Annotated in this window: 15 protein-coding genes and 1 pseudogene; 10 read left to right on the top strand and 6 right to left on the bottom strand. The window is 67.2% G+C overall.

Annotation, left to right across the window (positions count from 1 at the left end; translation table 11 throughout):
- Positions 1-43 precede the first annotated feature (43 nt).
- From ACTMVF_RS04945 to ACTMVF_RS04930, 4 genes are all read right to left on the bottom strand, one after another.
- The gene (locus tag ACTMVF_RS04945; RefSeq protein ID WP_302000451.1) at positions 44-901 is read right to left on the bottom strand and encodes a fumarylacetoacetate hydrolase family protein; all 858 of its coding nucleotides are present in this window, start codon (positions 899-901) and stop codon (positions 44-46) included.
- Between the two features lie 143 nt (positions 902-1,044).
- Positions 1,045-1,758, bottom strand: coding sequence for a YidC/Oxa1 family membrane protein insertase (locus ACTMVF_RS04940; protein ID WP_441269708.1), 714 nt, complete (start codon positions 1,756-1,758; stop codon positions 1,045-1,047).
- Positions 1,759-1,848: 90 nt separating this feature from the next.
- Positions 1,849-2,160, bottom strand: a complete 312-nt coding sequence (locus ACTMVF_RS04935; protein ID WP_441269707.1) for a DUF6412 domain-containing protein — start codon at positions 2,158-2,160, stop codon at positions 1,849-1,851.
- 72 nt (positions 2,161-2,232) lie between these two features.
- Positions 2,233-3,024, bottom strand: coding sequence for a class E sortase (locus ACTMVF_RS04930; protein WP_441269706.1), 792 nt, complete (start codon positions 3,022-3,024; stop codon positions 2,233-2,235).
- 251 nt (positions 3,025-3,275) lie between these two features.
- Between ACTMVF_RS04930 and ACTMVF_RS04925 the strand changes: the two genes are divergently transcribed.
- The 5 genes from ACTMVF_RS04925 to ACTMVF_RS04905 all read left to right on the top strand — a co-directional run bounded on the left by ACTMVF_RS04925 (position 3,276) and on the right by ACTMVF_RS04905 (position 8,193).
- Complete coding sequence (locus tag ACTMVF_RS04925) at positions 3,276-4,748, top strand: glycoside hydrolase (protein WP_441269705.1); 1,473 nt, start codon at positions 3,276-3,278, stop codon at positions 4,746-4,748.
- Positions 4,749-4,879: 131 nt separating this feature from the next.
- Positions 4,880-5,161: a PadR family transcriptional regulator gene (locus ACTMVF_RS04920; protein ID WP_441269704.1), complete on the top strand. Its 282-nt coding sequence runs from the start codon at positions 4,880-4,882 to the stop codon at positions 5,159-5,161.
- Complete coding sequence (locus tag ACTMVF_RS04915) at positions 5,158-5,940, top strand: hypothetical protein (RefSeq protein WP_441269703.1); 783 nt, start codon at positions 5,158-5,160, stop codon at positions 5,938-5,940. The genes ACTMVF_RS04920 and ACTMVF_RS04915 overlap by 4 nt, the downstream gene beginning before the upstream one ends.
- Positions 5,941-6,004: 64 nt before the next feature.
- Entirely contained in the window at positions 6,005-7,027 is a 1,023-nt protein-coding gene (locus ACTMVF_RS04910; RefSeq protein WP_441269702.1) for an SEC-C domain-containing protein, read from the top strand.
- 518 nt (positions 7,028-7,545) lie between these two features.
- Positions 7,546-8,193, top strand: a complete 648-nt coding sequence (locus ACTMVF_RS04905) for a dihydrofolate reductase family protein (RefSeq protein ID WP_441269701.1) — start codon at positions 7,546-7,548, stop codon at positions 8,191-8,193.
- A 35-nt stretch (positions 8,194-8,228) separates the two neighbouring features.
- Here ACTMVF_RS04905 and ACTMVF_RS04900 read toward each other — a convergent pair.
- Positions 8,229-8,309, bottom strand: a pseudogene (locus tag ACTMVF_RS04900) (IS21-like element helper ATPase IstB); the annotation flags it as partial.
- 681 nt (positions 8,310-8,990) lie between these two features.
- Positions 8,991-10,067 (bottom strand): YDG/SRA domain-containing protein, encoded by a 1,077-nt coding sequence (locus ACTMVF_RS04895; RefSeq protein ID WP_441269700.1) that lies wholly within the window; start codon positions 10,065-10,067, stop codon positions 8,991-8,993.
- Positions 10,068-10,185: 118 nt separating this feature from the next.
- Here ACTMVF_RS04895 and ACTMVF_RS04890 point away from each other — a divergent pair, with 118 nt between their 5' ends.
- The 5 genes from ACTMVF_RS04890 to ACTMVF_RS04870 all read left to right on the top strand — a co-directional run bounded on the left by ACTMVF_RS04890 (position 10,186) and on the right by ACTMVF_RS04870 (position 14,840).
- The gene (locus ACTMVF_RS04890) at positions 10,186-13,347 is read left to right on the top strand and encodes a DUF3427 domain-containing protein (RefSeq protein ID WP_441269699.1); all 3,162 of its coding nucleotides are present in this window, start codon (positions 10,186-10,188) and stop codon (positions 13,345-13,347) included.
- Positions 13,348-13,384: 37 nt separating this feature from the next.
- Positions 13,385-13,534 carry a Scr1 family TA system antitoxin-like transcriptional regulator gene (locus tag ACTMVF_RS04885; RefSeq protein WP_441269698.1) on the top strand — a complete coding sequence of 50 codons (150 nt, stop codon included), beginning with the start codon at positions 13,385-13,387 and terminating at the stop codon, positions 13,532-13,534.
- Between the two features lie 16 nt (positions 13,535-13,550).
- Positions 13,551-13,682, top strand: coding sequence for a hypothetical protein (locus ACTMVF_RS04880; RefSeq protein WP_441269697.1), 132 nt, complete (start codon positions 13,551-13,553; stop codon positions 13,680-13,682).
- 138 nt (positions 13,683-13,820) lie between these two features.
- Positions 13,821-14,531, top strand: a complete 711-nt coding sequence (locus ACTMVF_RS04875; protein WP_441269696.1) for a YqeB family protein — start codon at positions 13,821-13,823, stop codon at positions 14,529-14,531.
- 105 nt (positions 14,532-14,636) lie between these two features.
- A complete protein-coding gene (locus ACTMVF_RS04870; protein WP_441269695.1) occupies positions 14,637-14,840 on the top strand; it encodes a hypothetical protein in 204 nt (67 codons plus the stop codon).
- Positions 14,841-14,890: the final 50 nt, after the last annotated feature.

Below are 14,890 nucleotides of genomic sequence, written 5' to 3'. Positions count from 1 at the left end.
ACGACGAAGCCGCGGCCGCCGCATCACCGCAGCTCCCCGCCCCTCAGGCATCCTTGAATTCCTGCCGCTGACGACCGAGCCCCTCGATCTCCAGCTCGACAACGTCCCCGGCCCGCAGGAACGGCTTCGGCTCGGGCTCCCCCAGGGCAACCCCCGCCGGCGTACCCGTGTTGATGACGTCACCGGGGTAGAGGGTCATGAACTGGCTGACATACCGCACGACTTCCGCCACCGGGAAGATCTGTTCGGCCGTCGTCCCGTCCTGCTTCAGCTCACCGTTGACCCACAGCTTCAGCGAGAGGTTCTGCGGGTCCGGCACCTCGTCCGAGGTCACCAGCCACGGCCCCAGCGGGTTGAACGTCTCGCAGTTCTTCCCCTTGTCCCAGGTCCCGCCCCGCTCGATCTGGAACTCCCGCTCGGACACGTCGTGCGCCACCGCGTACCCGGCGACATGCGCGAGCGCCTCCTCGGCCGACTCCAGATACCGGGCCGTACGCCCGATGACGACCGCGAGCTCGACCTCCCAGTCGGTCTTCGTCGACCGGCGAGGCACCAGCACGGTGTCGTTCGGGCCTACGACCGTGTCCGCGGCCTTGAAGAAGATGACCGGCTCGGCGGGCGGCTCGGCGCCGGTCTCGCGGGCGTGGTCGTGGTAGTTCAGGCCGATGCACACGATCTTGCCGATGCGGGCCAGCGGCGGTCCGACCCGCAGCCCGGTCGCGTCCAGTGCGGGCAGCTCACCGGCGTCCGCGGCGGCGCGGATCCGGCCGAGCGCGGCGTCGTCGGCGAGCAGCGGTCCGTCGACGTCCGGCACGACGCCCGACAGGTCCCGCAGGGTCCCCTCGGCGTCGAGCAGCGCAGGGCGCTCCGCTCCAGCCGTACCGACTCGCAGCAGCTTCATGATCACAATCTCCCTCGATCGCGGGGCGCCCACCGATGTGTGCAGCCATCGGAGGACTGGTCGATCCTCCAAGCTCTACGGCCATCCCGCAATACCTGGTTCACGTACTGGACCGTAGGTGCCCTCGGGGACCGTGAACCGGGTCAGCGATAGAGCACGGCCCGCTCCACCGCGCTCCAGGTCGTGCTGGTCACCACGTACAGCGCGGCCGCCAACGGCACCACCGCCACGGTGAAGAGCGTGAAGAAGGACATGAACGGCATGACCTTGCTCACGGCCCCCATCCCCGGCACCGGCTCACCGTCGACCACCGGCACCGCCGGATTCGCGGCCATCATCTGCTTCGTACGGCGGTAGTTGAACGCGGCGACGCAGGCGACGACCACGAACAACCCGACGTACACGAGCCCCGCTCCCCCGAACACACCGCCGTCGCCGAGCGCGTCCTTCCAGTGGCCGCCTAGGGGCGCGGCGAACAGCTGGTGCGTGAGCAGTTCGTTCGCCTGCCCGCCGATGGTCGTGTTCGAGAACAGGTGGTAGAGCAGGAAGAACGCGGGCAGCTGGAACAGGCTCGGCAGACAGCCGGACAGCGGCGACACCTTTTCCTCGGCGTGCAGGTCGAGCACGGCCTTCTGCAGTTTCTCGGGGTTCCTCGCGTGCTTCTTCCGCAGCTCGGCGATCTTCGGCTGCAGTTCGGTACGGGCCTTCTGCCCACGCGCCGCCGCGCGGGACAGGGGGTGGACGAGGAGCCGTACGAACGCGGTGAACAGGACGATCGCGGCGGCGGCCGCGGTCGCGCCGAACAGCGGGTGGAGCAGGTCGGCGAGTTGCTGAACAAGGTCGGCGAAAACGGACATGGGTGAGCCCTCCGGGGGTCTCGTCGTGCCGGAACAGGACATGCGGCATGACGAACCGAGCGAGGGCGGAACTCCGGTGGTGCGGGTGCCCTACGCGACGGTCGCCGAGAGGGCGTGCCCGGGTGCCCTGGGCCGTGGCCGGCCCGAGGCGTCGGGATCGCGTTGCGGCAGGAAGGCCGTACGGCGGGCCCGGTCGCGGATGGCCGTACGCACCCGGGTGGGCGGCACGGCGGGCGCTGCGCGCGAGGCGAGGAGGGAGCAGACGGCGAACGCGGAACCGGCGGCGGCGGTCGCGGCGAGCGCGACGGTCGCGGAGAGGCTGCCGGTGTCGAGGAGCGCGATCTCCAGGAAGAGGAGCAGCAGCACGGCGGCGGGACGCAGATTCGCGCACTTGTGCGTCATCGGTGCCCCTCCCCTCGTACGGCTCGTTCCTCGCGCACGACTGGTTCCTCGCGCACGGTGCTCGTCCTGATGTTACCGGGGCCGCACGGAGACGAGCTCGGCCCACACCACCAGCCGGTACTTCGAGGTGTACTCCGGCGTGCAGGTGGTGAGGGTGAGGTAGTAGCCGGGGTCGTCGTAGCCGTATCCGGGCCGGACGGTGGAGCGCGGGATCGGCCGGATCACGCTTCCGTCGTGGGCGGCGGTCCGCGGCAGCGTCTTGTCGACGGCGTACGTGTACGTCGCGCTGCTCGTCTCGACCCGGACGGTGTCCTTGGGCGCGAGCCGGTTGATGTACCGGAAGGGTTCGCCGTGGGTGTTGCGGTGCCCGGCGAGGGCGAAGTTGCCGGCCTGGCCCGGCTGTTGGGTGCCGGGGTAGTGGCCGACGTAGCCCTTGTTGAGGACACCGCTCTTGCTGACGCCCTCGGCGACGGGGACGCGGAGGTGGAGGCGCGGGATGGTGAGGATGGCGTAGGCCTGGGACCAGTCGGGCGCCGGTGCGGGGCCGGGGGCGGCGGCGGACCGGCGTCGGCTGCCGCCGGGCTGCTCGGACGAGCCGGTGAACGCCGGCGCGGGCGCGGTCGTAGCCGCCGGTACGGCCGTACCGGAGTCGCCGCCTCCCCCGTCCCAGGCCCGCTCCAGTGCCCTGACCTCCCGCTCGGCGCCCGCTCTGGCCTCCTGGTTGGTCCACCACACCTGATGGACGACCAGCAGCAGGAGCACCACCCCGACGGTGACGAGAACCTCGCCACCACCCCACACCACCCGCCGCCGCACGGCACGCCGCCGAAGACCGCTGTGCCGCACGACGCGAACCCGCACCATCCGAGAGCCTCCTCCACCGGGGCCGCCCGCACGATAGGGGCCGGGGCGAAAGGTCTCCAGACCCGTGCGCGGCCGGTTCGCGCAAGGTGGGTGTCCGGCACCCCGAACACTTCCTCCACAGGTTTGAGAAAGGGCTGTCGGAACCCTCGACAACCTCATGCGCCACACCCGATGCTTCCTGTCGGCATCAGCGGGACAGGCCACGACGCCGGTTCGACGACGACCGGCCGTTGAGCGAAAGCGGAGAAGTCATGATCCGACGCAGAACTCTGCTGGCGGCAACAGGCGGCGCATTCCTCGGGAGCGCCCTGGCGACGGGCACCGCACACGCGGACGCGACGATCGCCGTCAACCCCGGCACGTCGTACGGCACCTGGGAGGGCTGGGGCACATCCCTGGCCTGGTGGGCCAACGTCTTCGGCAGCCGGAACGACTTCGCCGACCTCTTCTTCACCACCAACTCGGTGACGTACAACGGCACGACCCTGCCCGGCCTCGGTCTGAACATCGCCCGCTACAACCTCGGCGCGTGCAGCTGGAACACCGTGAACGGCGATGCGATGGTCGAGTCGCCCAACATCCCCGGCTTCAAGCAGATCGAGGGCTTCTGGCAGGACTGGAACAACGAGGACCCCACGTCCTCCGCCTGGGACTGGACGGCGGACGCCAACCAGCGCGCGATGCTGCAGAAGGCGACGCAGCGCGGCGCGACGACCGAGCTCTTCGCCAACTCGCCGATGTGGTGGATGTGTTCCAACCACAACCCGTCCGGCGCGGCGGGCGGCGGCAACAACCTCCAGACCTGGAACTACCGCCAGCACGCCTCCCACCTGGCGGCGACCGCGCTGTACGCCAAGAACAACTGGGGCGTGAACTTCGCGACGGTCGACCCCTTCAACGAGCCGGCCTCCACCTGGTGGACCGCCACCGGCACCCAGGAGGGCTGCCACATGGACCCGGCGGTCCAGGCGGCCGTACTCCCGTACATGCGCAGCGAGTTGGACAAGCGAGGCCTGACGGGGATCAGGATCGCCGCGTCCGACGAAACGAACTACGACACAGCCCGCTCGACATGGTCCTCCTTCGGCTCCTCCACCAAGGCCCTGGTCAACCAGGTCAATGTGCACGGCTACCAGGGCTCGGGCGGCCGCAGGGACCTCCTCTACACGGACGTGGTCACGACGTCCGGCAAGAAGCTCTGGAACTCGGAGACCGGGGACAGCGACGGCACGGGCCTGACCATGGCCTCCAACCTCTGCTACGACTTCCGCTGGCTGCACCCGACCGCCTGGTGCTACTGGCAGGTCATGGACCCGTCGACGGGCTGGGCGATGATCGCGTACGACGCGAACACCTTGCAGCCGACGACCGTCCAGACGAAGTACTACGTGATGGCCCAGTTCAGCCGCCACATCCGCCCGGGCATGCGGATCCTCGACACGGGCGTGAGCTACGCCACGGCGGCGTACGACGCGTCGGCGCGCCGCCTGGTGATCGTCGCGGTGAACACGTCGACGTCAGCCCAGACCCTGACGTTCGATCTGTCCCGGTTTACGACAGTCTCTGGCGGCTCGGGCGGATTGGTCCCGCGCTGGAACACGGTGACGACGGGCGGGGACCGGTACCGGGCGTACTCGAACACGACCCTGAGCGGGAAGTCGGTGGCGGTGCCGTTCGCGGCGAAGGCGGTGCAGACGTTGCAGATCGACGGGGTGGTGATCTAGGCGTCTCTCGCCACGCCACCCTCGGACGTCGAGTACGACAGCCGTGGCCGACTGTCGTACTCGACATATGCTCCACGTGATGCTTCACTCGTGATATGGCATCAATTCGCCTTACACGCCCAACACTTGAGGTGATCAAGGTGTTGCTGGCGTCCACCCCCGACGACCCCGCCTGGGGCCTGAAGATCTGCGAGCAGGCCGATCTCGGCTCCGGGACCGTGTACCCCATCCTCGAGCGCCTGGTCGACGCGGGCTGGGTCACCCGGTACGAGGAGACCGGCGAGCACCCGGGGCGGCCCAAGCGGTACTACTACGAACTCACGGCGCTGGGTCAGCAGGCGGCCCGCGAGGCCAAGGAGCGGAAGCCCCGCTTCTTCGGCGTGCGGCTGGGGACCGAGGGGGGCACGGCGTGAGCGACGAACCGCAGCGCGAAGAGCCCCTGGGCCAGACGCTGGACCAGCCCCCCGGCCCTGGACTGTGGGCTGTTCTCGCCGTGCTGACGCCCGTGCTGACGGGTACAGCAACGGCGATCTTCCTGCTCGTGGGCTACGGGGTGAAGGTGTTCGTCCCCGAGTCGACGTTCGCCCAGCACATGCTCTCCGGCGGCTGGGTCTTCGGTGGGGCCACGGCAGTCACGGTCCTGTCCGCCGCCGTCGGTCTCATGATCGCCGCGCTGCGCAACCCTTCGGGGGCAATGGAGGAGCAGCCCCAGGAAGCCCCTCCCAGGGCCAGGGAGACGGCCCGTCGGCCGGGCAGGACCGTCCACCGCACTCTGGACTTCGCCTCCTTCGTGGCCGGACGGCGCAGGGCCCACCTCCGCGAGGAGTGGGCCGCGATCCTCGCAGGCGATCCCGGGAACGGCATCGTCCTCTCCCCCCGCCGCAGGATGCTCTACGCCCTCGGCTTCCTCTGGGCAGCCCTGCGCATGCGCCTCCGAGACCTGGCCGCACCCCTGTGGCTGCCGGTCGACTGGCTGCTGTCGACGGAGTCCCGAACGAATGGGCTCATCGCGGCGGCTGTCGGCACCCAGGTCGTCTACATCCAGCACGAGGACGGTCTGCACACTCTCCTCACCGAGGGCTGGGGCTGGTGCGCGGGATGCGGCATCGCACTGCGCCTCTTCATGGGCTGGCTGCGCCGTGTCCGAGGCATCGAACTCGCGACGGCACGAGGCAGCTCCGAAGACGGGTAGCCCCGGCGGCGCTGGCCTGCGGGTACCTCTCCGTTTGTCACCCCACGGCAGTACGGTGTCCCTCATGCGCCCCGACACGCCTGCCGAGAACGTCGACCACACCACCGAAGCGGCACGCCTGGAGCGAACCGCCGGCCTCTATCCCGAGGACGCCGAGGCCCTGCTGCTGCAGGCCGCGGCCCATCTCGAACTGGCCGGCGACCGCCCCGCCGCGAGCACCCTCTACGACCGCCTGCTGTCCTCGCCGACCGGCCTGGAGAAGCCCCACCTGGTACGCGCCCTCAAGGCATCGAACCTCTGGGAGTACGGCCACGAGGCGGAGGCGAGAGCGATCATCGAAGGCGTCCGAGCGGCCTCCCCCCGGGACCCGGCCCCGTGGGTGATCGTCGCGGAGGCCCTGGAGTCGCACGACGAGCTGGAGCAGGCGCAGGAGACGTTCACGGAGGGAGCCCGCCTGCTCCTCACGGACGTACCGGAGCCCCCGTACTCCACGCATCCGCTGCTGTTCGGCCGCCATCGCGTACGCCGCATGCTGGGCATGGCCCACGACGAGTGGGACATCCTGGCGGACACCCTCCACTCGATGCCGATCTCCCTGGACGAACTCCACGACCCGAAGCGCGTCTGGTCCCTCGGCTCGGAGAACCCGGCGGAACTGGAGGCGGAGATCTCCCGGCTGCGGGCGGAACTGGGCGCGTATCGGGAGGCCCTGTCCCGCCCCTTCCCGGTGGCGGTGCTGCACTGGACTGCAGCCGAGCTGACGGAACTGGTCGCCGCATACCCGTCCCTCGCGGTGGACTATCCCTCCCATGAGGAGCACCTGGCGACGATAGAGGCGTCCCTGCGGGAGCTGTCCTCCTCCGGCACCCCGAACCTGGGGATCGTGACGGGAACGGTCCCTTCGTACGAGGCCTTCGCCGCCTCGGAGGGGGCGTCGCCGGAGGACGCGACCCTGCTGCCGCAGTATGCGACGACGCTGGCGGCGCGGGGGCGGGCGGTGGCGTGGCCGCCGCAGCGGGGGGTGGGGTGTTGGTGTGGTTCGGGGCAGCCGTACGGCGCCTGCCACGGGGCGGAGCCGCAGGGCTGACGTCTCCGTGGCCCGGACGCCGGCTGAACGATGCGAGGGGCACGCTGTCGCGCAGGACCTGCGGCGAGCGAGTCCAATGATCGGTCGTGACACCCACTGACCGCCGACGACCACTGACCCCTCGTATCGTTCGTCTTCAGCTGACAGAAGCCGACGGCGACCTCATGCCGGACGGACGGTCGGCGAATGCCTTCTCCGAGTCGACCTCGTAGCAGACGTTCACGCTCGAGTCCCCGAGAGCCGTGTCGACGAAGCGCTGGACGTCTTCGACGGACCGTGTCTCCCAGAGGCACGTCGCGGCGGTGGAGCAAAATGCCCTTTTACCAACAAAGGGGACTATCCGCAGGGGCGGCGGACGTCCACTCACGACGGCAGACTGGCAGACTTCCCGAGCCCCGCAAACCTCACAGGTCAGGACACCAGGTAGCCGGTTTCTGACCGGTCACGACACAGGCAGCGATGAGTTTTCCCGGCCCGGAGAGTCTCACCACCGTTGTCCGACACCACTGGAGGAACAGGTGACTCAGCTACTGAGAGTCCAGAACTTCGCCGTCTCGAGTGAAGGCATCGGTGCCGGTGAGGACCAGAGCCTTGAGCGGCCGTTCGGCCACGCCGTCGACCCGGCGAGGCTGTTCGCCTGGGCCGGCGCCACGGCGAGCTGGCCCATGCGTTCGGACCCCGGAGGGAGCCGGGGCCTCGACGACTACTTCACACGGGACTTCGCCCACAACATCGGCGCCGAGATCATGGGCCGCAACAAGTTCGGGCCCCAGCGCGGGCCCTGGCAGGGCCATGAGTGGCGCGGCTGGTGGGGGGACGAGCCCCCGTTCCACACCCCGGTGTTCGTCCTGACCCACCACAAGCGTCCTTCGTTCACGCTCTCCGACACCACGTTCCACTTCGTCGACGGCGACCCGGCCACGGTCCTCGAACAGGCGCGGGAGGCGGCGCAGGGCAAGGACATCCGGCTCGGCGGCGGGGTCACCACCATCCGGCAGTTCCTCGACGCCGACCTCGTCGACACCATGCATGTGGCGGTCTCGCCGGTGAAGCTCGGGTCCGGACTACGACTCTGGGAGTCCCCCGATGAGCTGCGCGACCGGTTCCACCTGGAGGTCGTACCCAGCCCGAGCGGCGTGACGCACCACCTGTTCTGGCGAAAGTGACCACGGCCGGCGGCGGCCTCGATCTGCTGGGCATGCGCGAGCCGGTAGGAGTCGGTGCCGGTCTCGATGAGAGTGCCGCCGAAGGTCGGCCGGTCGACGATGGCACATAGGAAACGTCGTTCACGCCGCACTCCGCGACAGCCGTCCGAAACTCCTCCTCGCGGCATGCCGCTCCTCGCGCGGGCCCTCCACGCCCTACGGCAGCATTCCGTCGATCACCGGGTCGAGCGGGTCGAGCGGCCAGGCTGGGCGACTCCGTCCAGCAGCCACGCGCCTCCCGATCACCAACGCCCTGACGGCGCGCAACTCACCCTCAGGACCCACCCCGCGACCACCGGCCGCCAACCGCCAACCGCCAAGCCGCCCCAGCGTGCCGCCACAACCGACCGCGCCCCACCCACCGACGGAATGCCGCTGAGCCAACCCGGCGTGCAGGCGAGACGCGAACGCGCCCCCAACCCCGGCCGGCCATGCGGCCAACCCCACCGCAAACCAACCTGAGCCCCCACCTTTCCGGGCCGCCCGCTCGCTTCTCCCCCGTGCTGGAGCGGGCCGGGTCAAGGGTGGCCCGCAGGGCCATCGGCGCAGCCGACGCGGAACGCAGCGCAGCGGAGTGAAGCGCCCTTGACGCGGGCCGCGGAAGCACGACACTGCAAAGAAGCGGGCGGCCCCAAGGGTACGGGTGAACCCCCTCCGGCACGCCGAACGGAGGCGGGCTGTGACTGGGCCGCCGCAGCAGGGGGCGGTGTGCTGGTGGTGTGGGTCGGGGCAGGTTTGTGGCTTACTCCATGCTGGGGTCAAGCTCCCCCTTGCCACCGCTGGCGGTGATAACGGACGTAGTCCAGGTGGATCTTGTGCTTCCGATGCCTCTTGAGTTTTGGCCGAACGTTTCCGCCAAGCGCCCCCGCGCGCACGACGATCGACCAATCGTCCTCAATGACGATGGCTCCAATATCGAGCCGCACATGGCAGTTCGGGCACAGGCACAGGACGTTCGGTTCCACGTCCGGGCCTCGATGCGGCTTACCGAGTGGACGGATGTGTGCACCCTCGCTGTAGGGCTTCTCATCCGGGCCCAGCAGACGCAGGCCACACACTTGACATTCTCCGTCGTAGAGCGCCTTCACGTTCCTTATCACTGCAGCGTCGCGCACCAGACGCTGCACTCGTGCAGAACGCGTCTCAGGGAATTTCTCCTCCTGTAGGAGCTCTTCCTCCGCCCCCTCTTCAATCTCATCCTCCAGGGGCGCCAACTCTTCTGGCTGCACCTCTTCCTGCCGCTCCAGCAGGTCAGAGATCTGACGTTCCACCGAGGTCGGATCTTGGAGCTTGTCAGGGAGACGCTCCAGGTCAAACTGGCAGATCTCGATAGGCGTGCCATCTGGTGCGGGCGACTTCGATATCGCCGTACGGATCTCCGTGATCTTGTACAGGCCGTCGTACCTGTAGCAATCGATCGGAGAGTACCGCGGGTCACCCTTCCAGCCACGAATGATCCGAATAGGGTGCCCCCGCTCGTAGCTCCGCTTCAGGGCTGCGTTGTCTTGGTATGCCCAAGATTGACTGGTCAGGAGCTTTGTAACTCCATTCGACTTGTACTTGTCCGCATCGCGCGAGGCCCCCGTGTACCGAACCCAGGTCCAGTGGTCCTCATCGTCCTCGTATCCGCCGTGCAGGACGATGGCGTCGGCGACATCGCTGCCGTCGTCCGGGTCCGCAAGCCAAGAGATCCCCCTCTGATTGTCGCCATGCAGCTTGGCGCGCTGCAGGGGTATCCGGCGGCGGTACTCCGCACCTGGGGCAATGCCTTCTATGTGACCGATCCTTCGCTCTCCCATAGCGACATACTGGATCTTATTGATCACTTCTGTCACTTCAGAATCGAGAGTTGATCGACTCATCCACCTGTGATCGCCTCCATCCCGGTGGACTTGTCAGTGACGTCTGTTACAACTGGGCGTGGTGGCAAGAGAGCGATCGAGGTGGCCCAGCGTGACCCAGCCAGGGGATCTGTCACAGCCTGTCGCGGGCGTGTATGAGGAGCTCATCACGCTGCGATGTGAGCAGAAGCTTAAGGAGCTCTCAGACCTCGGATGGCATGCCATCAGTGACTCGGTTGGAGCTGAATCCGTTCCTCACGTCCTGGCAAGGCACGTCGCACGGACAGTACGGCGCGTGCTGTTGGGCCTCCCGTCCGACGAGCGGGTGTACGCGGCCAACCACATCCTGGAGTCCGTCAGCACGCTCGAAGGTGCACAGGAGTGGGTGGACCTGGTGGCCGACGGACCTCGCCAACTCCTCGCGCTGACCCGGCAGGAGGCTCCTGGAGTCTTCGCCGTACGCCCAGGTATCCCGCTATCCGACACCGCTCTCATCACCAACGCACCGGAAGACCCCAGCCTGGGCTTCGAGTTGCGTGCCGAACTCGCCACCGCTGACCGCGTCGACCTGCTCTGCGCCTTCGTGAAGTGGCACGGGCTGCGCATCATCGAGCAGTCCTTGAAAGCTGCTCGTGAACGCCACGTGCCCATACGTGTCATCACCACTACATATATCGGCGCAACCGAGCGGCGCGCGCTAGATCGGTTGGTGCAGGAGTTCAACGCCGAGGTCAAGGTCAACTACGAGACTCGGTCAACGCGACTGCACGCCAAGGCATGGCTGTTCCGTCGTGAGAGCGGCTACGACACGGCGTACGTCGGTAGTTCCAACCTCTCTAAGGCTGCACTACTCGATGGCTTGGAGTGGAACGTCCGACTGTCCTCCATCGCGACGCCCGACGTACTGCGGAAGTTCGAGGCAACCTTCGAGGCGTACTGGAGTGACCCGTCTTTCGAGTTGTACGACCCGGACGCTGACGGCAGCCGCCTGCAGGAAGCGCTGGCGATCGCGGGAGGCACCTCCTCAACCGCCGCGGCAGAGCGCCGAATCACGCTGTCCGGTCTTGAGGTACGACCGTATCCGCATCAGCGCGACATGCTGGAACGGCTGGAAGTGGAGCGTGAGGTTCATGACCGGCACCGGAATCTGCTGGTGGCGGCAACGGGTACCGGCAAGACGGTGATGGCTGCGCTCGACTACAAGCAGTTACGTAAGAAGCATGGTCGAGACCTGCGACTGCTGTTCGTGGCCCACCGTAAGGAGATCTTGCAGCAGTCTCTGCGGACGTACCAAGACGTCTTGGTAGATCCGAACTTCGGCGAATCGCTCCACAGCGGAGAGATCCCTGAACGCTGGACGCACGTCTTCGCCAGTGTCCAGTCGCTGAACGCGCGGGCGTTGGATCGGCTCGCTCCTCATCACTTCGATGTGATCGTGATCGACGAGTTCCACCACGGCACCTCACCGACGTATCGGCAGATCCTCGACCACTTCGAGCCGTTGGAACTACTGGGCCTGACCGCCACGCCCGAGCGCATGGACGGCAAAAACATCCAGGACGAGTTCTTCGATGGCCGGATCGCTGCTGAAATGCGACTGTGGGAGGCCCTGGAGAACGAACTCCTCAGCCCCTTCCACTACTTCGGCACCAGCGACAACACCGACCTGAGCACTGTGGAGTGGAAGCGAGGAACGTACGATGCAAACGCCCTCAGCGATGCGTTGTCCGGGAACACGACGCGTGCGCAGTTGGTGGTGAAGGCAGTTGAGGAAAAGATCAACGAGCCGGCCACCATGCGGGCGCTTGGCTTTTGCGTCTCCGTGGATCACGCCCACTTCATGGCGGAGGCCTTCTGTACGGCGGGCCTCAACGCCATTGCCCTGTCTGGCAAGACACCGGCGGACCAACGTAAGCAGGCACTCGCTGACCTCAAGTCGGGTGCGCTACAGGTCATCTTCTCGGTCGACCTCTTCAACGAGGGCCTAGACATCCCAGACGTCGACACCTTGCTCCTGCTGCGGCCCACCTCCAGCTCGACCGTGTTCCTTCAGCAGCTCGGCCGTGGTCTCCGCCGCACCGAGGGCAAGGCCGTGCTGACCGTGCTGGACTTCATCGGCCAACACCGTAAGGAATTCCGCTTCGAGAACCAATTCCGCGCTCTGACGAACCTGACCCGCAAGAGGCTCCTGGACCACATCGAGCATGACTTTCCGCAGCTTCCGTCTGGCTGCGAGATCATCCTTGAGGAGAAGGCCAAGAAGACCATTATCGCCAACGTCAAGGAACAAATCGGGGTTAACGTCACGGCACTGGCACGCGAGGTAGCCGACTACGCAGAGCCCCAGCTCGACCGCTATCTCCACGAGAGTGGCCGTGACGTCAAGGAGCTCTACAAAGGCAGTGGCAACTCATGGACTGGGCTGCTTCGCCGTTCTGGTCTGTTGAAGGGTGAGGCGCCGGAAGGTGAAGCTGCTCTGCTTAAGCGAGTTCCCGCCTTCCTCCACGTGGATGACCCTCTGCGGGTAGCGGCGTACACGCGCATGCTGGAAGACGACGCGCCTCCCTACAACGAGCTCGACGAACAGGATCAGGCCTACGCCCGCATGCTCTTCTTCCAGCTGTGGCCCCTGGGTGGCATCACCCGCAAGGGCTTTGCGACATATAACGCTGGGTTCGCGACTCTCCGCAAGCAGCACGCCTTCCGCAGCGAGCTGCGCCAGGTACTGGCGTACAACCTCGCGCACACCGAGCACGTTCCAATCCCACTGCGAGGAATCGGCGGTCCCAGCGGCCTCCCCCTGACGGTGCACGCCTCCTACAGTCGCGAAGAAATCCTCCCCGCCCTTGGCCAGTCCTCCATCGGCGGCTTCATGCCGGGGGACTTCCGCGAGGGCGTGAAATGGTGTGAGTCAATCAAAACCGACGCCCTCCTCATCACGCTCGAGAAGGACGAGAAGGACTTCTCCCCACAGACCCGCTATCACGACTACGCCCAGAGCGAGACGATCTTCCACTGGGAGTCCCAGAACCAGACCTCAGCCACTTCCCCCACCGGCCTGCGTTACCAGCATCACACCGCCGAAGGAAGCCACGTCCTGCTGTTCGTACGCCGCTACAAATCCACGGACATCGGCGGAGCCCAGCCGTGGATGTTGCTCGGCCCAGCCGAGTACAAAGGACACACGGGCAGTAAGCCAATGGCGATCACCTGGGAGCTGAAGCACGAGATCCCAGCGGATGTCTGGACGTACTCGGCCATCACAGCCGGGTGACGTCTCACATGGCTTCGGCCGTGGCGTTGCCAAGCGGATGGAGCGGCAGCAGGTGCTGTACGACGGTGAGCATCACTACGACGTGATCCTCGGCGAACAGGCCCTGTACACGAACATCGGTGGGCCGGTGGTGATGCGTGGACAGATGGAGCGCCTTCTTCGCGATATCGACCTGTCCTCACTATGAGCTCGTCTCCACCGGGGTGGACATCACCGATCCGGACGAACTCGCCCTCCACGACAAGGCGTTCAACGCCCTGAGCGACGCCGCGTGTTACGGGGAAGCCGCAAACGAGCTGATCAGCAAGGCGCTGGCCTTCTGGAGCACCGCATGACGGCGTCGTAGGGGCGGCCGTCACCGAAGCCAACCAAAGTCGCAGCCCCCGTAGACCATCGGCCGACGACAGCACGTACGGCTGCCCTTCAGACTCGGCGGTGTGGAGTCGGAGACCAGACGCGTAGGTACGGGGGACATGAGGGACACGGGGGATCTTTCGGAGAAGGGTGGGGCGGCGGATGGCGACGTCACCGTGATCGCTGAGTCGGCCTGGGTTCTCGCGCTGTTCTGTGTGGGGTGCGGGGTCGGGATCGGGTGGCTGGTGACCGTTCTCGCGGGGTGGCTCGTGACGTTGCCCTGGGCGCCGTTCAAGGGGCCGGCCGAGTTGCTGACCTCTGTTCCGGAGCCGTGGCTGAGTTTGGGGGGTGTTGCGGTGGGGGCGCTGCTGGGGCTGGTGGTCGGGGGTGTCGCAGTGCATGAGTCGCTGTCGGTCAGCGTCTCTCGCAGTCGCGTGGTTCTTGGTATCAGGGATGCCTCGCAGGAGTTCGAGGACGATGAGATCGGTCTCGTGGCGCGGGACGGCAAGCAGCTCGTGCTGCTCCGGGCGGACGGCATGGAGCTTGCGCGGGAGGATTGCGGGCTGTCTTGGCAGCGGGTTTCCGGCGCCTTCGCCGAACATGGTTATCGCTGGGCGGACGAGGATCCGTACCGGGAGGAGTTCCGGCTCTGGGTTCCTGGGACGCCTGGGCTGCCGGAGGGGGCGGACCCGCTGCTGAGGGCCCGTGCTGCGGCGCGGAAGAAGGGGGAGCAGGAGGCCGACGACGCCCGGGAGTTGCGTGGTGAGTTGCTGAGGCTCGGCGTTGTCGTACGGGACGAGAAGAAGAGGCAGTACTGGCGGATGCCTTGACGGGCCCCATGGCGTCGGGGGGCCGCGTTCCGCAGCCGTGCGGCCGTATCGGCGCCCGTGCGGGCTGGGAGGATTGCGTTCTGCCTTGAAGGAAGAAGAGGGGGAATGGGCGTGATCGTGCTCGTCCTGGTCGGCGTTCTCTTGCTCGTCGTCGGTGGTTGTGTCTGTGTCGTGTGGGCGTCGCGAGGTGGGCCGCGCTGGGTGCGCGGGGTGGCTGCTGTGACCCTCGCGGCGGGTGAGTTGGTGCGGGCGTCCGGGCGCTCGCGGCGGGGGTCGGGATCGAACTCCGGCTCGGACTCGAGCGACTGAAGTCGTCCGGTCGTTGCCGGGCCAGGACACCGCCGAGGGCCGCGCCGACC

This window comes from Streptomyces sp. SD31 (assembly GCF_052068475.1).
Lineage (GTDB): Bacteria > Actinomycetota > Actinomycetes > Streptomycetales > Streptomycetaceae > Streptomyces.
This window is presented reverse-complemented; position numbering and strand designations above follow the sequence as displayed.